Annotated in this window: 23 protein-coding genes; 8 read left to right on the top strand and 15 right to left on the bottom strand. The window is 44.9% G+C overall.

Annotated features, from left to right (window positions below; genetic code table 11):
• Window positions 1–5: 5 nt before the first annotated feature.
• Window positions 6–2,396, bottom strand: a complete 2,391-nt coding sequence (locus HNP82_RS13440; RefSeq protein WP_183775545.1) for a helix-turn-helix domain-containing protein — start codon at window positions 2,394–2,396, stop codon at window positions 6–8.
• Window positions 2,397–2,701: 305 nt separating this feature from the next.
• Between HNP82_RS13440 and HNP82_RS13435 the strand changes: the two genes are divergently transcribed.
• Entirely contained in the window at window positions 2,702–3,649 is a 948-nt protein-coding gene (locus HNP82_RS13435) for an alpha/beta hydrolase (protein WP_183775544.1), read from the top strand.
• A gap of 75 nt (window positions 3,650–3,724) precedes the next feature.
• Here HNP82_RS13435 and HNP82_RS13430 read toward each other — a convergent pair whose 3' ends face one another.
• Window positions 3,725–3,913, bottom strand: a complete 189-nt coding sequence (locus tag HNP82_RS13430; RefSeq protein WP_183775543.1) for a hypothetical protein — start codon at window positions 3,911–3,913, stop codon at window positions 3,725–3,727.
• Window positions 3,914–3,962: 49 nt separating this feature from the next.
• Between HNP82_RS13430 and HNP82_RS13425 the strand changes: the two genes are divergently transcribed.
• On the top strand, window positions 3,963–4,286 hold the full coding sequence (locus HNP82_RS13425) for a hypothetical protein (protein WP_183775542.1): 324 nt from the start codon (window positions 3,963–3,965) through the stop codon (window positions 4,284–4,286).
• The gene (locus HNP82_RS13420) at window positions 4,283–5,173 is read left to right on the top strand and encodes an ABC transporter substrate-binding protein (protein ID WP_183775541.1); all 891 of its coding nucleotides are present in this window, start codon (window positions 4,283–4,285) and stop codon (window positions 5,171–5,173) included. The genes HNP82_RS13425 and HNP82_RS13420 overlap by 4 nt, the downstream gene beginning before the upstream one ends.
• A 120-nt stretch (window positions 5,174–5,293) precedes the next feature.
• Here the strand turns inward: HNP82_RS13420 and HNP82_RS13415 are convergent, their stop codons facing one another.
• From HNP82_RS13415 to HNP82_RS13400, 4 genes are all read right to left on the bottom strand, one after another.
• Window positions 5,294–6,676 carry an MFS transporter gene (locus HNP82_RS13415; protein ID WP_330599612.1) on the bottom strand — a complete coding sequence of 461 codons (1,383 nt, stop codon included), beginning with the start codon at window positions 6,674–6,676 and terminating at the stop codon, window positions 5,294–5,296.
• A gap of 200 nt (window positions 6,677–6,876) precedes the next feature.
• The gene (locus tag HNP82_RS13410; protein WP_183775539.1) at window positions 6,877–9,267 is read right to left on the bottom strand and encodes a GH39 family glycosyl hydrolase; all 2,391 of its coding nucleotides are present in this window, start codon (window positions 9,265–9,267) and stop codon (window positions 6,877–6,879) included.
• A gap of 12 nt (window positions 9,268–9,279) precedes the next feature.
• Complete coding sequence (locus tag HNP82_RS13405; protein ID WP_183775538.1) at window positions 9,280–9,633, bottom strand: cupin domain-containing protein; 354 nt, start codon at window positions 9,631–9,633, stop codon at window positions 9,280–9,282.
• Window positions 9,634–9,645: 12 nt separating this feature from the next.
• Complete coding sequence (locus HNP82_RS13400) at window positions 9,646–9,927, bottom strand: acylphosphatase (RefSeq protein WP_183775536.1); 282 nt, start codon at window positions 9,925–9,927, stop codon at window positions 9,646–9,648.
• A gap of 596 nt (window positions 9,928–10,523) precedes the next feature.
• Between HNP82_RS13400 and HNP82_RS13395 the strand changes: the two genes are divergently transcribed.
• Window positions 10,524–11,786 carry a chloride channel protein gene (locus HNP82_RS13395; protein WP_183775534.1) on the top strand — a complete coding sequence of 421 codons (1,263 nt, stop codon included), beginning with the start codon at window positions 10,524–10,526 and terminating at the stop codon, window positions 11,784–11,786.
• Between the two features lie 93 nt (window positions 11,787–11,879).
• A complete protein-coding gene (locus HNP82_RS13390; protein ID WP_183775532.1) occupies window positions 11,880–12,800 on the top strand; it encodes a LysR family transcriptional regulator in 921 nt (306 codons plus the stop codon).
• 38 nt (window positions 12,801–12,838) lie between these two features.
• Here the strand turns inward: HNP82_RS13390 and HNP82_RS13385 are convergent, their stop codons facing one another.
• The 5 genes from HNP82_RS13385 to HNP82_RS13365 all read right to left on the bottom strand — a co-directional run bounded on the left by HNP82_RS13385 (window position 12,839) and on the right by HNP82_RS13365 (window position 17,928).
• Window positions 12,839–13,597 carry a hydroxypyruvate isomerase family protein gene (locus tag HNP82_RS13385; protein WP_183775530.1) on the bottom strand — a complete coding sequence of 253 codons (759 nt, stop codon included), beginning with the start codon at window positions 13,595–13,597 and terminating at the stop codon, window positions 12,839–12,841.
• Window positions 13,598–13,620: 23 nt separating this feature from the next.
• On the bottom strand, window positions 13,621–14,700 hold the full coding sequence (locus HNP82_RS13380) for a Gfo/Idh/MocA family protein (RefSeq protein WP_183775528.1): 1,080 nt from the start codon (window positions 14,698–14,700) through the stop codon (window positions 13,621–13,623).
• A gap of 23 nt (window positions 14,701–14,723) precedes the next feature.
• Window positions 14,724–16,340: an ABC transporter substrate-binding protein gene (locus tag HNP82_RS13375; protein WP_183775526.1), complete on the bottom strand. Its 1,617-nt coding sequence runs from the start codon at window positions 16,338–16,340 to the stop codon at window positions 14,724–14,726.
• 71 nt (window positions 16,341–16,411) lie between these two features.
• On the bottom strand, window positions 16,412–17,413 hold the full coding sequence (locus HNP82_RS13370) for a sugar phosphate isomerase/epimerase family protein (RefSeq protein ID WP_183775524.1): 1,002 nt from the start codon (window positions 17,411–17,413) through the stop codon (window positions 16,412–16,414).
• A 14-nt stretch (window positions 17,414–17,427) separates the two neighbouring features.
• Complete coding sequence (locus HNP82_RS13365; RefSeq protein WP_183775522.1) at window positions 17,428–17,928, bottom strand: C-glycoside deglycosidase beta subunit domain-containing protein; 501 nt, start codon at window positions 17,926–17,928, stop codon at window positions 17,428–17,430.
• 184 nt (window positions 17,929–18,112) lie between these two features.
• On the opposite strand from HNP82_RS13365, the gene HNP82_RS13360 reads away from it, so the two are divergent.
• Together HNP82_RS13360 and HNP82_RS13355 are read left to right on the top strand one after the other, a co-directional pair.
• Window positions 18,113–18,550 carry a LysR family transcriptional regulator gene (locus tag HNP82_RS13360; RefSeq protein WP_183775520.1) on the top strand — a complete coding sequence of 146 codons (438 nt, stop codon included), beginning with the start codon at window positions 18,113–18,115 and terminating at the stop codon, window positions 18,548–18,550.
• Complete coding sequence (locus tag HNP82_RS13355) at window positions 18,550–19,029, top strand: LysR family transcriptional regulator substrate-binding protein (protein ID WP_183775518.1); 480 nt, start codon at window positions 18,550–18,552, stop codon at window positions 19,027–19,029. Before HNP82_RS13360 ends, HNP82_RS13355 begins: the two co-directional genes overlap by 1 nt.
• 120 nt (window positions 19,030–19,149) lie before the next feature.
• Here HNP82_RS13355 and HNP82_RS13350 read toward each other — a convergent pair whose 3' ends face one another.
• The 3 genes from HNP82_RS13350 to HNP82_RS13340 form a co-directional block, all read right to left on the bottom strand.
• Window positions 19,150–20,790 carry an ABC transporter substrate-binding protein gene (locus HNP82_RS13350; RefSeq protein ID WP_183775516.1) on the bottom strand — a complete coding sequence of 547 codons (1,641 nt, stop codon included), beginning with the start codon at window positions 20,788–20,790 and terminating at the stop codon, window positions 19,150–19,152.
• A gap of 86 nt (window positions 20,791–20,876) precedes the next feature.
• On the bottom strand, window positions 20,877–21,887 hold the full coding sequence (locus tag HNP82_RS13345; protein WP_183775514.1) for a sugar phosphate isomerase/epimerase family protein: 1,011 nt from the start codon (window positions 21,885–21,887) through the stop codon (window positions 20,877–20,879).
• A gap of 14 nt (window positions 21,888–21,901) precedes the next feature.
• A complete protein-coding gene (locus tag HNP82_RS13340) occupies window positions 21,902–22,399 on the bottom strand; it encodes a C-glycoside deglycosidase beta subunit domain-containing protein (RefSeq protein WP_183775512.1) in 498 nt (165 codons plus the stop codon).
• Window positions 22,400–22,658: 259 nt separating this feature from the next.
• Between HNP82_RS13340 and HNP82_RS13335 the strand changes: the two genes are divergently transcribed.
• Window positions 22,659–24,008, top strand: coding sequence for an MATE family efflux transporter (locus tag HNP82_RS13335; protein ID WP_243164773.1), 1,350 nt, complete (start codon window positions 22,659–22,661; stop codon window positions 24,006–24,008).
• A gap of 145 nt (window positions 24,009–24,153) precedes the next feature.
• Here the strand turns inward: HNP82_RS13335 and HNP82_RS13330 are convergent, their stop codons facing one another.
• On the bottom strand, window positions 24,154–25,620 hold the full coding sequence (locus HNP82_RS13330; protein ID WP_183775508.1) for an aldehyde dehydrogenase family protein: 1,467 nt from the start codon (window positions 25,618–25,620) through the stop codon (window positions 24,154–24,156).
• Window positions 25,621–25,640: the final 20 nt, after the last annotated feature.

Genomic DNA, 25,640 nt, shown 5'->3' with positions numbered 1-25,640 from the left:
AAATCTCATACCATCCTCACCACTTCGATCATCACCACCTCAAAAGGCTGCACATGGATATGGAAGTTAAGCTGTCCATTGACACTGCTTCGCATTGAACAGTTTCTTTTGGGGTGGATGGCCTGTCTGAGATAATCCAGTTCGTGGATGCCCGGATTTTCCCAAAATCCTGTCTTTTCCCACTCATCAAACAGACTGCCGTTTTCCCGGTTCACATGATAGCTGATGATCCGGTAATCGCCGTCATTAACATGATTCAGAGTGATAAAAATACTTTTTGACTCCCCCGGTTCATAGATGGTATAGGCGTTGGACAACGACGTGTTTTCATTAATTTTCAGACACCACTCCCCGCTGATCTTCACCGGATTGCAAAGCAGAATATTATAAGTGTCATGATCCCCTTTGGTGATCATATAGTCGGCCCCTCTGGCAATGAGACGGTTGGACATGGCGGACATGAGCATAAAAATCAGATATCCCGGCTTGTGAATACCAAACTGGGCCACCAGGCCGTTTCGCCCGCCAAGGAGCCGCTGATCTTCCGCCCCTGAAAAATTCATGTCGGAAAGCTGATAATAGCACAGAAGATCTACATCCTCCACAAGATCTATGACCATTTTAGCAACAAAGGCAGATTGATAGCATGTATCATTGAGATAATGGCGGTGCATGAGAGTGGTTCCCACAGCGCTGACAAAAAATTCCGGTATTTTATCTCCCGGCTGGCAGCAGCGCCTGATCATTCCTTTAAAATTTTCCACGTATTTTTTCAAAAAGCCATCGCCAGATGCATAAGCATAATTAATATATCCATTATTTTCCAAAGACACATAGGGAAATATATTCACAGAAATAAAATCCGGAACGATCTTTTTTTGCGCCAGCCTGTTTAAAATCAGCTCACAGTGATCCGCCATAAAGACCGCAGAGACATCAAATCCCCCCACCCTGGCTCCCGGAACAATTCTTTTGATCAGCCGGTAAGCCCCCGCGAATCTCTCCGCAAAAGCATCCGGATCCTCACAATTATGGGTAGTAAAATGAAAAACAATACCAATGTCATAAATCCACTTCTCCATCTCCCCGATACCAAAGACATTGGCGCTGTAAAGAAGAAGTGCCTCAAGGCATCTTAGAAACTCCCCGGCGTCGATGATATAGTTTTTACCCTTCACCGGCACATTGGTACAGGCATAATTAATATCCAGATAAGGGATCATCCCGTCTTTCCTCAACGCCTGGATCATGCGGGTAAAATAATAAAAATTATAGCTGTCATTTTCCGGATTGTAGATAAAGGTATTGGTCATCAAAAAAGAAATCCGTCCATAGATAAAGCCAATATCTTTTTGCGCCTCCTTAATTTCATCGGCAATATCCGCAAAGGGCATATAAGAAGCTGCGGCCACACTGATCCCGGTTTTCCACACCGGAACAACTAATTTTTCCTCACTGTCCACATCAGCCATATAATGGCACTCCTGACGTCCATCCATGATCAGCTCTGTATCCGTTTCCAGATCTTTTGTCATTTTTTCAAGAAAAGATACCGCATTCTCTGACAGATCTTCCTTTCCCATAGGCCGGGAAAATTCCTTCTGGATACTGTATTTCTTCCGGTAATTTCCCGGCGTCTCCCCATAATACGCTCTAAAGTCCTGAATATAGGCGCTGGCGTTGGGAAATCCGCAGTCCATGGCAATATATGAGACACTTTCTTTCGTGTAAAGCAGTTGATGTACGGAACGCTCAAGACGGTACCTTTTCAGATAGTCAACAAAATTCTCTTTAAATACATTTTTGAAAAAACGGGATAAATAGGAAGATGACCAGCGCATGTGCCGGGCCATGGCGCTTAATGTGATCCCTTTCCCGTAATTTTGCCGGATATAAAGAAGGATCTCATTGATCCGATCCGCGTATTTCTCGCTGACATTTTCAATATTTACAATCGTTTTTTCAAAATAATTGCTTCCAAGATGATATACCAGCATATAGGCGAGGGATTCATAGTAAGTCTGTGACATATCATTGCCTTTTGTCAATGCCAGCGCCATTTTCACCATAAGCCTTTGAAGGGGCGCGTAGTCATGCTGCTGATCCACAGACGAATTGCAGATAAAATGTCCCTCATGTACCGGAATCCTGCTCTCAAGAAAGGCCGCGTCCATCTCCGTCTCGATCAGGAGACTTTTCCTGCCGCCAAAGTACTCCGCCTGATCTCCGGGCACAAAGATGATAACGTCTTTTTCACTGAGATAAAAATTCTGTTCCCCAAACCGCAGCCGGATATTTCCCTGCAAAACCATTGCCAGATGATACTTTGCATATAAACTTTTCCAAATGCCTGACCGCTGGGCGATCATTGTTTTCACGCCATACTCTTGTTCCATAAAACCCCGCCTTTCATCCTGTTCCTTTATTATGATGTTTCCCGCGCCGATTTTTGCTGCTCAAAGGTCAGATCTCTCCTTGTAAAAATCCTGCGCATCTCCCGGAGGATGTTATAAACATTTTAAATCCTGAAACCGCAAAAAATCAATATCTATATTATTGTATTTTTGATCTGTATTTGCTTTTTTATTTTCAGTTCAATAAAAATATATTTATTTTTAATCATGAGACATTTCCCCGCCTATATCCGCGCCCGGATTTTTTTTATAATCATTTAAGATCATGTGAAAGGGGAGTTTACAACATGCTGATCAAAACCTACGAGTTATGGCCGGGGCGTCATGACGTGACACTGACGGTATTCATCCATACATCGGATCATATTTTTGCCTCAAAAAACAAACGGCCGGCCATCATCTGCTGCTCCGGCGGCGGATTTATAGAATGCTCCAGGGACGGAGACGGAGGCGACCATGTGGCCATGTCTTTTGCCAGCGACGGATATAACGCCTTTGTCCTGCAGTACAGCAGCGCTGACCGCAGCAAAAAAGAGGACGTCCTCTTTCCCTCCCAGATGTACGATCTGGGAAAAGCCATTTTAATGATCCGCCAGCACGCCGATGAGTGGAAAACAGACCCGGATAAGATCACCATTGTGGGATTTTCCGCCGGTGCCTGTATATGTGCTTTATATGCCACTACATACCACCAGGATCATATGTTAAAGAAATTAAATGCCGCTGCTTGTGACCTTGAAATTTCCGCAGCGCTGCTGATCTACGGCATTTATGATTTTAAGGCGCTGCTCCGGTATCAAAATGAACATCCCGCGCCTGATGGAATAAACGCGGGCCCTGACGGCATCCAATGTATCTTTGGTCAGAAAAATCCGTCAAAGGAACAGCTTGAGCGGTACAGTCCCATCTGTCAGGTATCTTCCATGACACCGCCTCTGTTCCTGGCGGCAGCTATTGATGATCCGGCCATTCCCGCGGTTCAGACCCTTGATATGGCAAAAAAATGTCATGAGGAGCAAATCCCCTACGAAGTCCATGTTTTCCAAAGAGGCGGCCACGGTTTCTCCCTGGGGCGGTATCTCGCCGACGAATACCGTCAGGACAAAGCTCTCTCCTGCTCGGCCTGGGTTCCCATGGCAAAAACATTTCTGACCCATCTATTTGCGCCGGAATCGGCGGAACATGAGCCAGACTTTGAGAAGCTTATGAAAATGTTAGCTGAGGGAAATAAATAAAGGTTTGTTGGCAGCCATCACGCTCTCCTTTTAGATACCGGTTTTGGCTTTGGGGATTTAAAAGGCGCTGTCCGCTCAGTGACATCCCTTCCTCTTATTGTAGTCAACACCCACGGACATCTGGATCACTGCAATGGCAATCATCTTTTTCCGGGTTATCCTGTGTACATGAACGAAAATGACTGGCCCATGTACCGGGAAAACTTCGACCCGCAGCAACGCAATCTCTGCTTCATCCGGCTCCACAGCCGAAAATGCCGACACTTCCGGCGCTGCTTAGGCTTCCGCAGCGGATGCAAACGGCGATGAAGATTTGGAAGATATCGCCACGATAAATATTATGTTTTGGACAATGAATACCGTTCCCAATGATGTTCAAATGGTGGAGGACGCCATTAATGAAATCACCCGTGAAAAAATCAATGCTGAAATTGATCTGACCATTGTTGATATGGGAAATTACGCTCAGCAGATCAATCTTATTGTCACCAGCAACGAAAAGCTGGATCTGATGATCACTCTACCCGGCGAGAGCGCCCATTTTAACGCCATGACTTCACAGAACTGTTTGCCAAAGTCAAAGAAGTTGATCCTCAGATCAATCCCCTGTGGGGCGCCATCACTACACCTTACATGATTGATCCCGAAGGTAATTTCGTCGCCTATGATGGGCTTGGGGAGAGTGGCACAACAGGTATCATCTCTATTTTCCCAGGAAATGGTTCCACCATTACAGATTTATATGAAACAGATATTTATGAATCTACAGTACAGCAGATGAATGAATGGTATGAAGCCGGATATGTGGATAAAGACGCTGCCACCAAAGATCCGACTCAAGAGTCGGATGTTAAGGCGGGAACAACCTTCGGCTATTTTAAACTGGTCAGCGGAGGTTCAGCAGGCGCTTCTATGGTTGAACAGTCCACCGGACGTGATATGACAGTCATAGAATTAGCCGACGCCATTATTAATACCGGATCAATAAGAAAATTCACCTGGGCGGTTCCACAATCAGCCACAGAACCGGAAGCCGCAGTAAAATTCCTTAATCTTTTATACACTGACGCGGACATCGTAAACCTTCTCACATGGGGCATCGAAGGCGCCCATTATCAGACCTTAGACGATGGAACCATTGACTTTATGCCTGGTGAAGACGCCACAAGCTGCGGATATTATATTGGTGATTTTTCATCCATTATCGGCAACGGCTTCCTGGCAAAGGTACGAGCCGGACAGCCCGCAGACTATCGTGAGCAAACATTAAAACTCAACCAGAATGCTATTTTATCGGATTATCTTGGATTTGGTATTGATACATCTGCTGCGACCAATACACTGACAGCTTTAACCAATGTTGTCAGCGAATTTAACCCTTCCTTATTGGCCGGAGTCAGCGGCCCCGATCAGATTCCGGCATTTATTGAAAAGCTGAAAGCTGCCGATATCGATAACTATGTAGCTACCATGCAGCAACAGCTTGACGCCTGGATCGAGGAAAATCAGACTTCACAAAATTAACAACTCCTAAAGTCTTCTTTTCATTATAACCTCCATGCCGCGATCCGCGCGCGCAGCATAACAAAAAACCCCCGCTGGGCGCAGCGGGGGAATTTTTTGTTATGTATTCTCTTTTTACAATTACGCGTTCTTTTCTTCTTTCGCGTGACGCTGCATCAGACGTTCACGGATGCCGTCCGCGTCCTTATCGCTCATATTCCACAGGAAGCAGAGGAAGAAAGCAATGATATAAAGGATGGCCGGAATCAGGTTTACAGTAATATTGATTCCGCTCATAGCTTCCGCAGTCTGCTCAGCGTTGGGGATATAGCCAAAAGCGGTAATGATCAGAACACCCACAGCGCCGCCCACAGCGTTTCCGAACTTTGTAGCCAGGCCGTAGGTCGCGTAAGCTGTTCCGTCTGTACGGACGCCTGTCTTTTCTTCCATGTAGTCTACGGAATCCGCAACCATAGAAAGAGTCATAGGCATACCGATATTGAAAATACCAAATAATACATCGCCCACAATAATCATCGAAATATTATTAAACGGCGCAAAGTACATGATCAGCAGTCCGACGCACTGTCCAAGAAGAGACATCATCAGCACATTTCTCTTGCCCATGCGTTTTGCCAGGAACGGAACCAACAGTGATGTAAAGATACCGATCACTGTAGGCAGGGTCATAATCAGGGAGATCAGCGTGAAAGAACCCAGGCAGTAAATAACCCAGTAGCTTGTCACTGCGATACGTCCCATAAACGCTGTCATCTGAATCGCCATAATACCTGTAACAATCATAAGATACTTGTTTGTCACAAGATTTTTCACAGTTTCTTTAAAAGAGAACTTACGGTTGACTGTTGAAGCCAGAGGCTTTACATTTTCCCGCGCCGTAAAGAATACCGCGAAAAACAGCGGAATCGAAACAATAGCGTAGATAATAACCGTTGACAAATAACCTTTAGCGTCAGCGACTTCCGCTCCTTTATTGGAAAGGGCAAGAAGAAGGATCGGGGACAGGGCGTTTACCAGCGCCATTCCGGCGTTCATACCAACATTTCTTGAAGTATTGATCTGATTTCTCTGGTTCGCGTCCTCAGACATAACGGCAGCCATGGCGCCGTATGGAATATTAGTCAGCGTGTAAAGCATACCGGCAATAATATAAATAATACCGGCCCACAATACGCCTGCAGTGGACTGGCCACTGAACGGGTTGGTAAAGGTCAGCACGCTGAAAATTGCCAGAAATGGACAGCCAAAGGCAATATAAGGTCGGAAGCGTCCCCATCTGGATTTTGTCCGCTCCGCGATAGCGCCCATCATCGGGTCATTGATTGCGTCCCAGATACGGGCAATGATCATAATTGCTGAAACTGCCACCGGGGCAATTCCAACGATATCTGTGTAAAAAATTGTAAGATATGAACCAACAAAAGTCCATACAAACTGTGAGGCCAGGTCACCAAATCCATAGCAGATGACGGCCGCTTTTGAAGCTCTCAGTTTCTTTTCCACTGTCTTCATCCTCCATAAAGTATTTTTACAACGATTCAGCCGTAAGAGCTGATTCATTTTTATATTTACTCCACAGGGTATTTTAACTTTTTTACTTTAGATATTCTTATCGATTCATTTATTTGTTCTTGTCTATTTTTGCATATTTTAATTTTGTTTTACGCAAAAGCATTTTTTGCTTTTCCAAAATTGTTATTTACTTACACTGTATCGACAATCTGCACTGTGATCAGACGAACTTCGTTGGGTGCTAAAGTTAAATTCAGAACAAGTTTTCCATTCTGAATATTTTCATTTTGCAGAATCATGCCAGGTACACAAGTCTTTCGGATATAATCAATGTCCTCTTTTTGGAGGTCACTGGCACATCCTAACTGAATCCACTGATTTAAAACGCTGCCGTACATATCATTAATAATGGAATGGCGTATTTTCACCTGCTGACCGTCACCAGGCACAGACAGTGTAATTTTTATTTTCTTTGAGTCTTTGTTGACAAACAGCCTGTTAATTTCCTCCGGCTGGTAAGAGTTTTCCTCCAGAAGATAATAGGCCGATCCTAAAACTTTAAGGTTAAAGCACAAAATCTTAAAATTGCCGTCCTCATCTTTTGTAATAATACCATTTTCCGACTGCCGCAAAACCTGTTTTCCAAGCTTCCCAAGGAAATCAAGGGCGAAAAACACCGGCTTAGGGATGCCGTGACGTGTAACAATACCTCCGCTTCCCTGCAAAACCGCCTTTTTGTCAGCATATACATTGAGCATATCCGAGGCGTAAAAAATCCCCAAAGCGTCCGCGTAGCGATAATTTTTTAAAATATTAAATACTGTAAAGGCACCTCTGAAACAACTGTCCTGAATGTAATTTCGGTTCGCCAGGCTGACTCCCCACTCTGTAATACAATTTTGTCCCTTAAAGCCCATTTTTTTAAGTTCCTTCAAAACAAACAAAATCTGAGCCGACAAAAAATCGGTTTTTGTATTTTTTGAAATTTCTCTCTCGTACACAGACACATCTTTCATATCCTGCCTTTCAAGATAGGGAAAATGAAAAGATGTAAAAATATCCGGCAAATACTGTGTATCCATGAAATCTCTTAAAACCATCCGGGTAATCTCAAAATCACAAAAAGCCGGAAGCCCCGGCCCGGCAATCCTTGCCTGGGGAAGATGTTTTTTAATGATCTGGTAAGTCGTCTCCCAAACCTGATGGCTGCTGTACTTCTCAGCGCTGTAATAGGGCAATTCGTTCAGAAAGAAGGTCATTTCAAAAATCCACTGACTGACTTCATGCCGGCCATAGCGATAAATGATATGGCGTATAAAGGCGTCAATGAGATTCTCCCATGCTTCCCGGCTTTCCAGGAGCATATTATCCTCAAAAGAATAAATATTTTCCCTCTCACTGGATAATGCTACATTTTTCCGTCTTCCAAGATCAAAAAAAACTTTCAGATGGTTTTCCACACAAAAATCCAGGATAATATCAATAAAAGAAAAATTATACCCCTCCTGATTTCCATAAAAGATCATCATCTGTCTTGAAAAAATCCCCCACAGGCGGATATATTCAATATGAAGCTGATCCGCGATCTCAAGCACATGGCTCTGAACATCCGCAGATCTTAAAATATAGATCGGTCCCACATTAAGGAGATGGTTGGCATTAAACAATGTCTGCGCGCCGCCGCCATCCTCCGCCCATAATTCCTCCGTACTGTCTGTACTTTCTTCACTAAGACTTTCCTTTAATATGTGATACAGCTCCTGTGAAATCTTTTGTCCGCTCTCGCTGCCCAAACCTTCGTCGGCGTTGATTTCCCTGTATTTCGTCGGCGCCATCTGATATTCCTTTTTAAAAATTTTGTTCAGGGAGGCTGGTGTGGCAAAGCCGTTGTCCAGGGCGATCTGCAAAATAGAATGATCCGTGTGGAGCAGATCATGTTCCACATGGCTCAGACGCACTTTATTCAAATAAGAAACAAAATGTTCTCCTGTCGCCCGGTAAAACATCCGTGACGCCGCGGAAGGAGACAAATACAGCTTTTTTGCTATTTCCTCAAGGCTTAAACCTCTTTTGTAATTCATATGGATATAACGCAGGACTTTTAAAACCCTTGTATTTTTATCTTTTTCCCCGGCTTTCCAATCTCTGTCCCGCGCCCGAAAATAATGGAGCATACTGTCCAACAAAAGGCACACCCGTCCCTCTTCTTCAAAATACGTATCCGCTCTGCGCTCTGAATAAATCAAAAGGATTCTCTGCATATGTTCAATGACTTCCGTATATTTTCCACCGGTATCCAGACGGCTGTTTAAAAAGAAATAAAGGTATTCTTCATCCAAAATTTCACACATATGGTAATAATTAACAGACAGTACGGCTGTCAGGTTTTCCGGAGTCATTTCGATCTGGCATTTCCGGCCGGCATTGATAACAAAGATGTCTCCCTGAGATACCTGATAATTGCCATTTTCATCATCAACAACCATAGCGGTTCCCCGGACAATATAGACAATACGGACAGCCTCGGCTATATCCACAAATTTTTCCTTCCAGGTGAGTAAATGGATCTGATAATCGATCATAGTCCCCCCTGTTTACTTTGGCGTATACATAATCAGCGCCATCAGAACAAGATCCTGATCCCCACAGTTTTCCACACCGTGGAAGCCGCCTTCGCGGCACAGATTCATATCTCCCGGATTTAAAACAACCGTCTCGTCTCCATCCGTCACTGTGGCCTGCCCTTCCAGGACATAGATAGCCTCAAACTCACCGATATGCTGATGAACGCCGATGGAACTTCCCGGCGGAATTACAAGCTTGCTGAACACACGGCCGAGATCGCAGGCTTCCTCTTTGGTCAGCCAGTCATGAAAATAAACCTGCCCCTTTCCGCCCTGGGCTCCTTTGACCGGACGGATATTGATTTCTTCTTTTCTCTTAATCATAGCAAAAACCTCCTAAAAATAGTCTCTCACTTTAAAACTTTTATCCCCTTTAAGAGGAATGTCTTTAATATCCATGCGCTGGACATCAATATAACGGTTCCCTTTCTGAAGGGTTTTTAAATAGGCGTCAACAACATAGTCTTTTCCCTCAACCTCCATGTGGACGCTGCCGTCATAGAGATTTTCCACAAATCCGGTGACATTAAACCGCTGAGCGTTCATTTTCGCGAAATATCTGAACCCCACGCCCTGGACATAGCCATAAAATAATACTTTTTTGCGAACATAACCCATAGATTTCCACCTCACTTTTTTGTATCCAACGGAGGATCACCGATATAAACATAATACTTTAAAACCTCTGAAAACTCAATGCCAGATTCTGTCCCGGATCTTAAACGCCCAATCACTTATCACTGTTTTATACTGACAATACTTGCTGTTTCCGGCTGTCCTAAGCAGCAGCAAATACTGCCAACTTTTACAATTTAGATATATTTTTTAACTTTTCTTCAGATTTTTTTCACCACAGATTCATAAGATAGCCACAGTTTGAACACAAAATCTCCCTATAATAAAGCCATAGTTAATAAACATCCTCCCTCTATATGTTATTAACTTTCATATAAATCTTTTCATTTTCATAACTGGGGGATGCCTGATACATCCCCCCTCCCTCCTTTATTTAGAATAAAATCGTAAGTATAACAGACAGAGCCCAAACCCATGGGGCTCTGTTTGTTATTGTTCGCAAACATATCCTGCTGCTCAAAGATTATTACAGTTCACAGAGCAACAAAAGCTTTCATATATAAAATACTCTATAGAAGGAACGGGAAAAATATATTATAATAGTGTTAGGATTCTGACACATAGGGGGATATATTGGAATGCGTGAGTTTGTACGAAGGATCAGACATATTACCTACACATCTGTTTTCGGCCTGCGGGTACTTTTTAAATGGATTTTATTCGGAACACTGACCGGACTTGTGGTTGGGGCAGCGGCCACGGCCTTTTTCTACTGTCTGCGATTTGCCACTGATTTTCATACCGCTCACCCGGCCGTTATTTTTGGCCTTCCACTGGGCGGCGTACTGATTGTTGCCCTCTATCATTTTATGAAAAATGACCTTGGAACCAACGTCATACTGGCATCCATCCACAAGGATGAAAAGATTCCCGGCCGAATGGCTCCAATGATCTTCATTGCCACTTTCCTCACCCACTTTTTTGGGGCTTCTGCGGGAAGAGAAGGGGCGGCTCTTCAGCTTGGCGGCAGCATATCTGCCCAGCTCGGAAAGCTTCTGCGGGTTAATCCCGAAGATCGCCACATTGTTATCATGTGCGGCATGAGCGCAGGTTTTTCCGCTATTTTCGGAACGCCTATGGCTTCGGCCATCTTTGCCATGGAAGTCATCAGCGTGGGGATCATGCACTATTCCGCCCTGGTTCCATGTGTATTTGCCTCCCTCATCGCCAGCATTTTCTCAAAAAGCCTCGGTGTCATTTCGGAAAGTTTTTATGTCTCCATTATCCCGGAATTTAATGTGGAGCATTTTATAAAGATGATCTTTTTGTCCATCTTTTTCGGGGTTTTAAGCGCGGCTTTCTGCTTGATGCTGAGAGGTTTTGGAAAATTCTTCACAACATACTTTAAAAACTCTTTTATCCGCGTTATCGTATCCAGCGCCATAATCATCGGCCTCACTCTTATTGTCCGTTCCACTGATTATATGGGCGCGGGTATTGGCATCATCGAGCGAGCTTTCAGCGAAGGGGCCCGTCCGGAAGCATTTTTGCTGAAAATGATATTTACAAGCCTTGCTTTATCTTCCGGTTTCAAAGGCGGAGAGATCGTCCCCTCCTTCTTTATCGGGGCAACATTTGGCAGCGTTGTTGGGCCGCTCATTGGTCTTCCGATGTCTTTAAGCGCGGCCTGCGGTATGCTCGGCGTGTTCTGCGGCGCCACCAACTGTCCCATCACAGCCCTGCTCATCGGTTTTGAGCTGTTCGGCTTTCAGGGGATGCCTTATTATCTGGTGGCAGTTTCTGTCAGCTATATGATGTCCGGGTATCATGGGCTGTACAAAGAACAGAAGATCGTCTATTCCAAATATCAGACACGTTTTATTAACAGAAATCCGAAATAATTAGCCAAAGGACGCATCCGCGAAAATCGCCTTTATGGGACTTTATCCATAAACGCGCGTTGGATTGTTACTGTTTACGGGGGAATTTAGATTATGGATATTGATTTACTTAATGAATTTGTCACCTTGACCAAATGTTTAAATTACAGCAAAGCTGCCGAACAGCTTTACATTTCCCAGTCGGTTTTAAGCCGGCATATTCAGAGTCTTGAGACCCGGCTTGGGGTAGAACTGTTGGCGCGGAGCAAGCATTCTGTCTCCCTGACGCCTATTGGCGAGATTTTTGCTGCGGATGCGGAAAAAATCATTGGCATGTACGAGAAGGCCATTGAACATGTACAGATGTCTAAAGACGGCTCTCTGGGAACCTTTGAACTGACCACATCCTACGCTTTAAGCTCCCTGTTCATCTACGAATTTCTTCCGGAATTTAACCGGAAATATCCAGACATTAAGGTCAATATCCATATCCAGGAAGTGGGAGTAAATACAAAGAAAGAGATTGAAGATCAGGTGACTGACATGGCTATTCTTATGGACTGGGCGGAAAACTCATCGCCCATCATTGACCATGAGCCATTTTTCAGAAACAGCTTTTATGCTTTTATCCCGGAAGGGCACCCGCTGTATCATCACGACAGCGTCACTGTCCATGAGCTTTCCGGCCTTCCCATGGTCTATTTAAGCGGCCCGGAAAATCAATGTTCCACCGCCTATTTTCAAAAGTTATTTGAAAAGCATCACGCAGTCTATAATCCCTGTATCGCCGCATCGGGCACCGAAGACATCTTTTTAAAGATCCTCACAGAACATAGCGTCTCCATTTTATCGGAAACTGTGTTCCGATTTACACCGTCAAAAATCCGTCCCATTAAGATCTCAGACGTGGACGCCTATATTAATACGAACCTGATCTGGAATAAAGAAAATACCAATCCCTGTATCCGTGTCTTTGCCAGGGAATTTGATATCTTTGCCAGGGCGTACAATAAAAAGAATAGTAAAAGAAGCTGACACATGGCCTTCGGCCGCATGTCAGCTTCCTTTCATGGTTAAATCAGTACTTCTTTACGAGTTTTAATAAGGCTTTCCCTCGCGTCCCCGAACGGATAATATTCCAGTCCGGCATAGCCGGTATAGCCTGTTTCTTCTATCACTTTTAAAATATTTGTGTAATTAATCTCCCCAAGAAAAATATCATTTCGCCCCGGATTTCCTGCCATATGGAAATGCCCGATCTTATCAATATTTTCTGTGATGTTGGCGATGAGATTACCCTCGGTAATCTGCTGATGATACATATCAAAAAGTATTTTCAGGTTAGGGCTTCCCACAATATCCACAATATCAAAGGCGTCTCTTGATGAGGCCAGATGATATGTGGGATGATTCACTTTCTGATTTAAAGGTTCGATCACCAGAAGTTTTCCGGCAGCTTCCGCCATAGGCGCAATCCGCTTATAAAGCTTAATAATATTTTTCCGGTGAATGGCCTCGGGAATATTTTCATCTATCCATCCACCCTGTATAATAATTGTATCGCAGCCAAGCTGATCAGCGGCGTGAAAAGTTTTTTCCAGATCTTTCACGTATTCATCGTGGGTGGACGCGTCCCCAGGCTTTCCAAAAGGGGCGCAGATGGCAGCCACCGGAAGATCCAGTTCTTTGCTGGCGTTGGCTATGGCCTCCACGTCTCTTGTCCACCAGAACCAGAACTCCACAGCGTCATAGCCGCACTCTTTCACGGATTTCATTGCGTCTAAAATATCAACGCCGTCAAAAACCGTTTCGGTACAAACAGAATATTTCACAATGTAAACCTCCTCAATACGGTTTAGAAAAATACTTCTTTCCCTGTTCTGGCGGATTCATAAATGCCTTCAATAATCTGTGTAACAACCATGGCCTGCTCCGGTTTTACGAAAGGCTCGCAGTCTTCCCGGATCGCTTTAATAAATTCCTGAGATTCCCGGTACATAGGTTCCACCGGCTGAATGGAGAAGGGCGCTCCGGGAGCGGACAGATCCGGTTCCATAGTGTAGGGCTTGCCGTTAAGGACGCCTGTGAGACGGACATCTCCGCCAGGCATATCCAGGCCCGCTTTTGTCCCCACTAAAGTCACTGTATTGTCAACGTAAACCGTATTGCTGGCCCAGGCAGCTTCGAGAAGAATGGTCGTTCCATTTTTCATAGTGATCATGGCAATACCTGTGTCCTCAACTTTCAGCTCATCTTCCGGGAACTCTCCCCAGATATTTCCTTCCGATTGGCCGGCCATTTTGTTATATGTATGGGCTTTAACACTGTAAGGCTCGTAGTTGTTCAATGCCCAGAGAGCCAGGTCGAGGGCGTGTGGCGCGCCATCAATCAGGATGCCGCCGCCGTTTTTACCGCTGAAATATTCGCCCCAGCGCGGAAATGCACGGAAACGGAAAGCATGGGCTTTTGCGTAATATACATCCCCAAGCATACCTTTATCACAGCTCTCTTTCACATAGAGAGCGCACGGACGGTAACGCCACTGGAAACCGACAGTAAGCTTGCGGTCATTTTTCTTAGCCGTCTCAATCATTTTCTCACACTCAGCTTTAGTCATTGCCATGGGCTTTTCAATAAGTACATGTTTTCCCGCATTTAAGCAATCGACAGTCAGCTCACAGTGGAGAGGATTCGGCACAGCGATATGAACGATATCAATATTTTTATCTTTGATCATCTCTTTATAATCACTGTACACAACCACGTCTTTTAAATCGAACATATCCACAAGACGCTGAGCCTTCTCCGGCTTAATATCGCACAGAGCCGCAATATGTACGTCTTTGTTGGCTTTAAGTCCGGGCACATGTTTATCCTCTGCGATCCATCCACAGCCAATAATGGCTACGTTATAAATATCTTTAACATCTTTCATCGCAACATACACTCCTTTACACTTTACTGTTCTTTGGCGGCCAGCCACTCGTCTAACTGTCTCTGATATTCATCTACAATCTTCTGAGCCCCTGACGCATATAACCGATCAATAAATTCTTCATAGGTTCCCTCTGGAGCAAGGCCGGATTCAAGAGCCGGACCAAACTCGGATATTACATTCACAACCGCTGAAATTTCATTCTGTATATTGGAAGTATCACAGGAAAATCCAAAGTAGTTGGACATAGTGGCTGCATCCATCTCCGCCTTTGCCTGATCACGGAAATCCGCAGGCTGGCCGTCCCACGGATATGCAAGGAACTGATTGCCGAACATAAAGTCCGCTACCTGATAGGCAACACTGTTAGCATCCTGTCCGTCAACAAATGTAGCCACGCCGTCTTTTACCTGATAATCACGACCTTCAATTCCCCAAACTAAAAGATTCTCAATACGCGCATCTGTCACCATAAGATTTAAAAACTTCACGGCAGCTTCCGGCTCCGTGGCATTGTGAGGTACACCCCACACAAACTTTGTCACATTTGACGAAGAGATGGGAGGTGTGCTGATCTTCACACAGGTCATAGGCATACCACAGGCGGCTGTCTTAGATGCTTCAAGACCGATCTCCCCTTCAGATAAGTAGGAAAATCCTATGTTGCTGCGAATCAGCGCTTCCGCAGAATCATCTGTGGTGGCTGCATCCTGATAAATATAACCTTTCTCATTCCATCCCCGAACTTTGTCAATCATAGCCTTATACTCTGGTGTATCAAAATTCAGTTTAACTTTGCCGTCTGTTCCTTCCGGATCAATAGCGATCATCTTATTCAGATCTCCCAGCTCATCATAATAATAAGCATCAGAAAACTTATCTACGCCCAGATAATTTCTGGCTAGCGGAAGAACAAGTCCATTAGAATCAGAATTGACAATTCCTGCCAGATATCCCCATTTTTCACTGTTCTTTACAGCGTCAAGGATTTCCTCAAATTCAGTAAATGACGTCATATTCTGCGCTTTCTCCAAAAGCCCGAGATCTTCCAGAACATCGGTGCGCATAACAATATAAGATGAAATGACATACGTCCGCCATGCGGGAACCGCGTAAATAGCGTCACCTACAGTTGTTGCTTCCATGTAGGGCCCAATGGTATCCAGAACTTGTGGAGCATACTCCTCAAGGAGATCTGAGATATCCATAAACTGATTCTGAGAAATCATGTTGTTGTATGATGACGATCCTGTAGGCAGAGTCAGCATCAGATCCAGCTTTTCCCCGGAAGACATCATCAGGCTGATCTGCTGATCATAGTTACCGCTCTCAAGCATTTCAATATCCACATGGGTATTGATTTCAGGCTCGGTAATCTCATTGACGGCATCTTCCACTTCCTGTACACCGGTCGGCATGGAACCCATCGGCATATAGACCATCTTGATCTCGGCAATATCCTCCAGCACTTCCCCATTACCCTGGGAGTTTCCCTCCGTGGTTCCCTGTGCCTGAGTTGTTCCTTCAGTTCCAGCAGAAGACGATGAAGAACTTCCGCTCTCATTATTGCCGCATCCGGCTGCCAATGACAATCCCATGGTCATAACCATTGCCATAGAAAGAATCTTTTTTGTTTTCATTATATTTTCCCCCTTGAATTTACAAAATTTAATAAAACCTTCTCCTATTGATTTTTACTTTATTGATTTTTTTATTTTCTCCACAATTTATCTAACATCTGAATATGAAGGGCAAGCTGATCCTCATCGTTATATTTCATTGAGAAATTGGAACCTTCATACTCAGAGGCAATATATCCGTCGTAATTTTCCTCCTTCATGATCTTTACAAATTCCGGATAATTGATCTCGTCGCAGTTTAAGTCCTCATCTACATGCCAGTATTTGCCATGCATATATTTGGACCACTTTAACAGGCGGCGGAAGCCGTCATAGTCCGGATGTGTCCGGTAGTAAACAGTTCCCATTTTTTCGTTGATCAAACCTGTGTAGATCTTCTGCTGTGCAATGAGTACATCCACTTCATCTCCGCCCTCATCCAGGATCATCTTTGTCAGATCCTCTGTAGGAATCTCTGTGGTTGTAAACAGTTTGCGGATCTTGTGGAGCAGATCTTTGTGGCACACATCATCCGGGAACTGATCCAGCACTGTGGCCGGAGGGCCGGATGTAAATGCGGAATAATCCATAACCACGCCTAAATGGGGCGAATTTTTCTTTTCAAAAAGTTCCGCATATTCCTGGAATATAGGTGTGGACGGAGAATAGGGCCCGTGAAGCTCGATGGCCAAGTGAACCCCCAGCTCCTGCGCGTAAGGAAGCAGCTTTTCCATAGTCTTTGGCAAAAGGGCGTCCTGGCTGCGGACTACGGAAAATCCCATCTTTTTCGCGTATTCCATCTCGTTGATCGTTCCTGTGAGACGCTCCGCCTCATTTAAGAAACGGCCTTTGTGCTTGCCGCTGTCAATATAAATACTGTAGCACACCGGCTCCAGATCATATTTGTGGTACAGCTCCTTAAAGCTCTCCATCCAGTACTCGCTTGGATTAGGATGACCTTCCACCATCTGAGGCGCTACAATCTCAAATCCCTGAGCCCCCAGCTTTTTTGTCTTTTTAAGAACATCTTCAAGGGTATATTCCCCTCTCATGTAATGATAGCCGAAACCATAAAGTGTTATGCTGTGTTTCATTCTTCTTTCCCTCCTCACTCAACGGTAAATACCGCTTCGTCTTTATAAAGTGTCGGCGTATGGAACTCTGTGGCGTTTTCATATCCTTCTTCCCCTTCTCCGTAGGAATGGCCGAAATCGCCTCTCTTATAAATTTCAATCTCAAGTTTATGTTCGCCTTTGCTTAATCCTCCGATTTTATTAACACTGAGAATACATGTATCTGTCGCTCCCCAGAAAACTTCCGTGTGACTCACCGTGTCGCACAGTGGGAATTTCATGCCTTTAAGGCAGAGCATCATCGTATCCTGAGGTACTTCCTCGCCGTCAACTTTTAAGTTGATCTTTTCAATGGTGGATACCCATACACCTCTGTAGCTTAAATTGTCAAGCTGTACCGTGTACCCGGTACGGCTGTCCCCAATGCACTTATTTTTCAGTGTTCCCGCCTTCAGCGGGCTTGTCATTAACTGCACCGGCTGATTAAAGATCAGGTCTTTTACAATCGCCATGCGTTCTTCCAACGATTTTGTCATATGATCCTCCTCCTGGTTGATTTTTAACAACATTTTTTTGATGTATTTATGATAACACAGTTATTTTGACTATGGTTATTCGCTGTGAAACGGCGGTATTGCACATTTTGCATAACAGGACTGGAAAGGTATTGACAAATGTATTAAAATAATAAGGGGTTTTTACTTAAAGGAGAAGGATATTATGGATATTGAATTACTCAAAGAATTTCTCATTCTGGCCAGGTGTCTGAATTTCAGCAAAGCCGCAGACAGCCTTTATATGTCCCAGCCAGTGTTGAGCCGACACATACAAAACCTGGAAAACCACCTTGGAGTGGCTCTTTTTTCCAGGGATAAACATTCCGTAACCTTAACTGATATCGGAAAAATTTTTGCCCATGACGTTGAAAGGATTGTTGAGGACTATGAACTGTCCATGAAACATATACAGATGTCAAAAACCGGAGCCGTTGGGGCCATCGAACTGACTACATCCTACACGCTGAGTTCACTGTTTGTCTACGACTTTCTTCCGGCCTTTAACCGGGATTATCCGGATATCAAAGTCAACTTTATCATCGAGGAATCAGGCCCTTTTATAAAAAAAGGATTGAAGAAAATAAGACTGACCTTGTTCTGATGTTGGACTGGACAGAGGGAAGTTCTCCAAATCTGGAACATACCACTCTCGTCCGGGATCATTTTTATGTATTTGCCAACGATGATCACCCTATCGCACATCAAAAAGAAGTAACGATCAAAGAGCTGTCCGGTATTCCCATGGTTTATCTTGACATAAAAGAACAATTATGTTCGGTTAATTTTTTTCAGCAGTTGTTCTTGCGGCATCATTCTATTTATAATCCGGCGATCACAGCCACCAGCACTGAAGGACTTTTTTTGGAGGTATTGACCGGAAAAGGTATTTCTATTTTATCAGAACCGGTCTTCCGGTATACGCCTTCAAAAATCCATATCACCCGTATCAGCGACTCAGACGCTTACATTAATACCAACCTGATCTGGTGCAGAAATACAACCAATCCCTGTGTCCCTATTTTTGTTGAGGCATTTTCCAAATTTGCCCAGGATTACTATTCAGCACATTCGACAACTTAAAAGGGCGGGCATACCGCTTTTATCACGGTACGCCCGTCCTTTTTATGAGGGTTATTTTATAGCAACAGTTCAGCCATCAAGAATGATCAGGCTGAGCTGTTACAAGGTAAGTGACCGGTTTTATTCCTGTTCTGCCAGCCATTCATCAAGCTGTCTCTGATATTCGTCTACAATGTCCTGGGCACCTGAATCATAGAGCTTCTGTATAAATTCTTCATAAGTGCCTTCCGGAGCAATACCAGATTCCAGCGACGGCCCAAATTCAGAGATAACATTAGCGATGGCTGTGAGCTGATTCTGGATATTTGTTGTATCGCAGGAGAATCCCAGATATTTGGATTCCTGAGCGCCGTCCATTTCTTCTTTAGCTACTTCTCTGAAATCCGCAGACTGTCCGTCCCACGGATAAGCGAGGAACTGATTGCCAAACATGAAATCTGCAGTCTGGTAAGCAACACTATTGGCGTCCTGTCCGTCCATGAAGTAAGCCACACCGTCTTTCACCTGATAGTCTCGTCCTTCAATCCCCCATACAAGGAGGTTTTCAATACGGGAATCGGTATACATCATATTCATAAACTTCACTGCCGCTTCCGGCTCTGTGGAGCTGTTTGGAACTGCCCACACAAATTTTGTACAGCTTGATGTGGAAATCGGATGGGTAACGATCTTTACGCAAGTCATAGGCATACCGCAGGCAGCGGTCTTAGATGTTTCGATGCCGATCTCACCTTCAACGAAATAGGAAAATCCAACGTTGCTCTTAATCAGTGTTTCAGCGGCGTCATCCGTTGTTGCTGCATCCTCATAAACATAACCTTTTTCATACCAGTCGCGCATCTTGTCAATCATGGCTTTATATTCCGGTGTATCAAAATTCATCCGAACTGTATCATCGGAGCCCTCAGGATCAATAGCAATGATCTTATTGAGGTCACCCAACTGATCATAGGAAGTGGCGTCAGAGAAATTGTCAACGCCAAGATAAGAACCGGCCAGAGGCAGACACAAACCGTCAACGTCAGAATTGACGATTCCTGCCAGATAGCTCCACTTCTCGCTGCTCTTTACCGCCGCAAGAATCTCCTCATACTCTGTGAAGGAGGTCATATTCTGAGCCTTCTCCAAAAGTCCCAGATCTTCAAGAACATCGGTGCGCATTACAATATAAGCGCTTGTCACAAGTGTACGGTATGTTGGAACCGCATAAATACTGCCGTCCACAGTAGTGGATTCAATAAGGCTTCCCACCGTACTGAGAACATCCTGGCCATATTCCTCCAGAAGTCCTGAAATATCCATAAACTGTTTCTGGTTCGCCATATTATTGTAGGAAGATGAGCCAATGGGCAGTGTGAGCATCAAATCTACCTTCTCGCTGGAGGACATCATAAGACTGATCTGCTGATCATAGTTGCCGCTCTCAATCATCTGTATATCCACATGGACATTGATCTCATTTTCCGTGATCTCGTTAATAGCGTCCTCAACTTCCTGAAGACCGGATGGAATAGCTCCCATCGGCATATACACCATAGTGATCTCCGCAATATCCTCAAGAACCTCTGAGTCACCCTCGGCCTGGGAAGTGCCTGTATCTGATGCCGCAGAAGATGTATCCGCAGCGGCAGCTTCTGTTTCAGCACTCGACTGAGTATCCTGCGAACCGTTTCCTGTACCTGAACTGTTTCCGCAACCTGCCAGTAAAGATAATCCCATGATCCCCGCCATGGCCATTGAAAGCATTCTTCTTGTTTTCATTAATGTCGCCTCCTCAATACTTATTTTCTGGTAACAATTCAGCCGTATGGCTGAATTGTTACTTTTTCTGCTTTTTCTTTCCCCAATTATCTGTTCCAAAGCTGATCCAGCATCTTTATATGAAGCGCAAGCTGATCTTCGTCATTATACTTCTTAGAAAAATTAGAACCCTCATATTCTGAAGCAATAAATCCCTGATAGTCTTCTTCTTTCATAATTTTTACGAAGCCGGGATAATCAATCTCATCACAGTTGAGATCATCATCTACATGCCAGAATTTTCCGTGCATGTATTTTGACCATTTTAGCAGCCGTCTGAAACCCTCATAATCCGGATGTGTCCGGTAATAAATCGTTCCCATTTTCTCGTTCATCAGACCTGTATAAATCTTCTTCTCGGCAATCAACACGTCCACTTCATCGCCGCCCTCATCCAAGATCATCTTTGTCAGATCTTCCACAGGAATCTCTGTTGTTGTAAACAGTTTCCTGATCTTATGGAGCAGTTCTTTGTGGCATACATCATCTGGAAACTGATCCAGCACCGTTGCCGGAGGACCTGACGAGAATGCGGAATAATCCATAACAACGCCTAAATAAGGCGAATTTTTCTTTTCAAACAACTCCGCATACTCCTGAAAAACAGGTGTTGACGGAGAGTAAGGCCCGTGAAGCTCGATAGCCAGATGGAGATCCAGTTCCTCGGCATATGGGAGCAGCTTTTCCATAGTTTTCGGAAGAAGAGCGTCCTGGCTGCGGACTACGGAAAATCCCATCTTTTTCGCGTACTCCATCTCATTGATAGTACCTGCCAGACGTTCCGCCTCATTTAAAAACCGGCCTTTATGTTTGCCGCTGTCGATATAAATACTGTAGCACACCGGCGTCAGTTCATATTTTTGATAAAGCTCTTTAAAGCTTTCCATCCAGGATTCACTGGGATTTGGATGGCCGTCAACCATCTGAGGCGCTACAATCTCAAAGCCGTCGGCGCCGAGAGCTTTTGTTTTTTTCAATACATCCTCAAGAGAATATTCTCCTCTCATATAGTGGTAGCCAAATCCATAAAGTGTAATACTATGATTTAATTTCCCCATATTCTCCCTCCTCCTTAAATCGTATAAACGCCTTCGTCTTTGATGACCTGAGGCTGGTGGAACTCGGAAGCGTTTTCATAGCCTTCTTCGCCCTCACCGTAGGAATGTCCGAAGTCCGCCCGCTTCAAAATCTCGATCTCAACCTTGTGTTCGCCTTTTGAAAGTCCCCCAACTTTATTAACGCTGATCATACAAGGATCATGGGCGCCCCAGAATACCTCCGTATGTCCTTCAAGATCACATATGGAAAATTTCATACCTTTCAGACATACCATCATATTCTCCTGCGGCACTTCTTCCCCATCCACTTTAAGGCGAATACCTTCAAGGGTCGATACCCATACGCCGCGGTAACTTAAATTGTCAATTTCAAAAGTATAGCCGGTGCAGCAATCCCCAATACATTTATTCTTTAAACTGCCCTCCTTTAAAGGTTTTGTCATTAACATGTCTGCCCGGCCAAAAATGATATCTTTTACAATAGCCATTCTTTCATCCAAAGTTTTCTCCATTTTATCCTCCTCCTTTGTGTATTTTGTCCGTATATTTATAGTATCATAGTTAATGTGTCCATGGTTATTCTTTTAAAACGTCTTTTTTTATCTATTTTGCATAACCACTTTTCTTTTAAAGGATATTATCCGCACAGATTTTCTCAATCTGAAATGTTTTATAGCATTATTTTATATTATAATGAGCTGGGAGTACTGTTTCCCCTATGGGCAACAGAAGAAGAAAAGAGATTATAAAATGTATGAGGAGGAAAATGAATTGGAAAAGAACTTGTCCAGCGGCTTTACCGAGGGAAAAATTTTGTCGCCGCTGATCCGTTTTATGCTCCCCATTGTCGGGGCGCTGTTTTTACAGGCCATGTACGGCGCAGTGGATCTGATGGTCGTGGGATGGTTTGGAGATTCCACCAGCCTTTCGGCCGTATCCACCGGCAGTTCCATTATTCAAATGGTCACTATGTTTGTCTCCGGCCTGACTATGGGTACGACGATCCTCATCGGCCGCCACATCGGAGAGAACGACCCTAAGCGGGCCGGAAAAACGGTAGGCGCGGCCATCTGCCTGTTTATCATTGTAGCTATTGTTGTCAGCGTCATCATGTTTGCCCTGGCGCTGCCCTTAACCCACGCCATGCAGGTTCCCGCGGAAGCTGTGGATCAATGTGTGGATTATCTTCAGATCTGCGGCGCCGGCATGGTATTTGTCACCGCCTACAATGTGATCAGCGGTATTTTCCGGGGGATCGGAAATTCAAAGCTGCCCCTGATCTTTGTATCCATTGCCTGCGCTGTCAATGTTGTGGGGGATCTGCTCCTTGTAGGCGTTTTCCACATGGATGTGGCGGGAGCTGCCATCGCCACCATCGCCGCCCAGGCCGTCAGTGTGATCCTGTCCCTGGTGATCATCAAAAAAACCGGGCTGCCCTTTGAATTTAATAAGAGCATGATCCGCTTTCACAAACACGAGATCAAATCCATGGTCCTTCTGGGCCTTCCCATCGCTCTTCAGGATACTCTCACCAGCCTCTCCTTTGTCCTTGTCAATTCCATGGTCAACAGTATGGGACTTTTATCTTCCGCCGGCTACGGCATTGCCGTAAAGGTGGTCAACTTTATCATGCTGATCCCGTCGGCGTTCATGCAGGCTATGTCCGCCTTTGTGGCCCAGAACATGGGCGCGGGAAAGCCGGACCGAGCCAGAAAGGCTCTCTTTCTTGGCATGAGGACAGCGCTGTGCGTCGGCGTATTTATGTTCCTTTTAGGCGTTTTTGGAGGCAGTCTTTTATCGGCGATTTTCTCCACAGACGCCCAGGTAATTGCGGCCTCAGCCAGCTATCTTCGGTCGTTTTCACTGGACTGCATCATTACCTGCGTCCTGTTCTGCTTTATGGGATACTTTAACGGCTGCGGCCACACAAAACTGGTAATGATCCAGGGACTTATCGGTGCTTTTGGCGTCCGCATCCCTCTGTCCTATCTCATCTGCCAGACCACATCCTCACTGTTCCTCATGGGCTTCGCCACCCCAGCGGCGTCCATTACAAGCTGTATCATCTGTACGTGCTATTACCGGTATCTGAAAAAACATCCTGAGAAGATGGTGGCGTGAGGAAAGTTCTGCCCGCCAGATGTCCAACCGCAAGGTAATGCCCAAAGCGCCGGGGAGTTTTAAAACTCCCCGGCGCTTTGGATCACTTTCTCACGGCCTGCGCAGTAAATGCTCAGCCCCGGCTGAATCGCTGCAAAGATATCCTTTAGAAAAATTCCGGAACATTTTCATCCGGGCAGATACAGAGATTTTTAACATTGGAATAATTATCTAAAGCCATTTTGTGTATCTCACGTCCGATTCCGGAACGTTTATATCCGCCAAATGGGTTGCCCGGCGTACTGGTCAGATAGTCATTCACCCACACTGTTCCTGCCTGGAGAGCCTTTCCCACACGGAAGGCTTTTGGAAGATTTCTTGTCCACACGCCGGCTCCAAGTCCGTATTCCGAATCGTTGGCAATATGGATAGCTTCTTCCTCATCTTTAAATTTCATCACGCACAAAACCGGCCCAAAAATTTCTTCGCGGGCGATACGCATGTTATTGTCCACATCAGCAAAAATTGTGGGAGCCACAAAAAATCCTTTGTCCCGTCCATCGCTTGTCACACGTGTGCCGCCGCACATAAGACGGGCGCCCTCCTGTTTGCCGATCTCAATATATTCAAGAACTTTATTCATCTGTTTTTCGTCGATCATTGGTCCGATCTGATTCGCCGGATTCATAGGATCGCCCACGCTTAACGCTTCAAACTTTTTCACGATCATGTCAAGAAATTTGTCATAGATAGATTCGTGGAGAAGCAGACGGGAACCGCCGACACATATCTCACCCTGGGTGGAAAGAATCCCAAGCATAGCGTACTGTAAAGCCCGGTCAATCTGAGCATCCTCAAAAATAATATTGGCTGATTTTCCGCCAAGTTCAAGGGTGCATGGCACAATATTTCCGCCAGTCACAGAACCCACATGTTTTCCTACAGCCGTTGAACCGGTAAATGAAAACTTATCAATCCCTTTGTGGTTTAAAAGAGCATCGCCAACGCCGTCGCCTGTGGCGAGGATAACATTAAAGACACCGGCCGGAATAACATCCGCCCACAATCTGGCCAGCTCAAGGATAATCAGAGGCGCGGCACTGGCCGGTTTTACAATGACACAGTTGCCGGCAGCCAGAGCCGGGGCAACCTTCCAGGATAACAGCATGGCCGGAGCGTTCCAGGGCAGAATAATACCCACAACGCCCAGAGGCTCTCTTAAAACCGCGGACATGGACCCGTTATCGTGTGTCACAAGTGTATCGTCCTGAGATAATATGGACGCAGCAAAATACTTGTACTCAGAAATGCACATCTCCATCTGGAGCTTTGCCTCCTCAATAGGCTTACCCACATCCCGCGCCTCAATAGAAGCCAGATAGTCTTTATTGGACTCCATTACATCTGCCATTTTATTAAGAATCCCGGCTCTGAAAAGTTTTGTGGATTTCCCCCAGCTTCCATAAGCGGTTCTTGCGGTGTCCACAACTGTATCTAACACAGACGCGTCGGAAAAACTAAGCTCCGCCAGAAGTTCCCCGTTGGACGGGTTACAATCTTTCCGGATCTTTCCCTGCTCCGGATCAATAAATTTTCCTCCAATAAATGAACTGTAAGTTTTGAAAAATTCCATGATTTACCTCCTCATATAAC

The sequence above is a fragment of the Catenibacillus scindens genome (genome assembly GCF_014202115.1).
GTDB lineage: Bacteria > Bacillota > Clostridia > Lachnospirales > Lachnospiraceae > Catenibacillus > Catenibacillus scindens.
The sequence above is the reverse complement of the archived record's forward strand: the minus strand, read 5'-3'. Positions and strand labels throughout refer to the sequence as shown.

Bases quoted from the DNA above. Each gene is read 5' to 3' on its own strand.
- HNP82_RS13395 (WP_183775534.1), top strand. From the start codon at position 10,524: ATGCGTGAGTTTGTACGAAGGATCAGACATATTACCTACACATCTGTT.
- HNP82_RS13435 (WP_183775544.1), top strand. From the start codon at position 2,702: ATGCTGATCAAAACCTACGAGTTATGGCCGGGGCGTCATGACGTGACA.
- HNP82_RS13360 (WP_183775520.1), top strand. From the start codon at position 18,113: ATGGATATTGAATTACTCAAAGAATTTCTCATTCTGGCCAGGTGTCTG.
- HNP82_RS13405 (WP_183775538.1), bottom strand. From the start codon at position 9,633: ATGATTAAGAGAAAAGAAGAAATCAATATCCGTCCGGTCAAAGGAGCC.
- HNP82_RS13390 (WP_183775532.1), top strand. From the start codon at position 11,880: ATGGATATTGATTTACTTAATGAATTTGTCACCTTGACCAAATGTTTA.
- HNP82_RS13440 (WP_183775545.1), bottom strand. From the start codon at position 2,396: ATGGAACAAGAGTATGGCGTGAAAACAATGATCGCCCAGCGGTCAGGC.
- HNP82_RS13410 (WP_183775539.1), bottom strand. From the start codon at position 9,267: ATGATCGATTATCAGATCCATTTACTCACCTGGAAGGAAAAATTTGTG.
- HNP82_RS13330 (WP_183775508.1), bottom strand. From the start codon at position 25,620: ATGGAATTTTTCAAAACTTACAGTTCATTTATTGGAGGAAAATTTATT.
- HNP82_RS13365 (WP_183775522.1), bottom strand. From the start codon at position 17,928: ATGACAAAATCGTTGGAAGAACGCATGGCGATTGTAAAAGACCTGATC.
- HNP82_RS13420 (WP_183775541.1), top strand. From the start codon at position 4,283: ATGATTGATCCCGAAGGTAATTTCGTCGCCTATGATGGGCTTGGGGAG.
- HNP82_RS13340 (WP_183775512.1), bottom strand. From the start codon at position 22,399: ATGGAGAAAACTTTGGATGAAAGAATGGCTATTGTAAAAGATATCATT.
- HNP82_RS13375 (WP_183775526.1), bottom strand. From the start codon at position 16,340: ATGAAAACAAAAAAGATTCTTTCTATGGCAATGGTTATGACCATGGGA.
- HNP82_RS13380 (WP_183775528.1), bottom strand. From the start codon at position 14,700: ATGAAAGATGTTAAAGATATTTATAACGTAGCCATTATTGGCTGTGGA.
- HNP82_RS13400 (WP_183775536.1), bottom strand. From the start codon at position 9,927: ATGGGTTATGTTCGCAAAAAAGTATTATTTTATGGCTATGTCCAGGGC.
- HNP82_RS13345 (WP_183775514.1), bottom strand. From the start codon at position 21,887: ATGGGGAAATTAAATCATAGTATTACACTTTATGGATTTGGCTACCAC.
- HNP82_RS13370 (WP_183775524.1), bottom strand. From the start codon at position 17,413: ATGAAACACAGCATAACACTTTATGGTTTCGGCTATCATTACATGAGA.
- HNP82_RS13350 (WP_183775516.1), bottom strand. From the start codon at position 20,790: ATGAAAACAAGAAGAATGCTTTCAATGGCCATGGCGGGGATCATGGGA.
- HNP82_RS13355 (WP_183775518.1), top strand. From the start codon at position 18,550: ATGTTGGACTGGACAGAGGGAAGTTCTCCAAATCTGGAACATACCACT.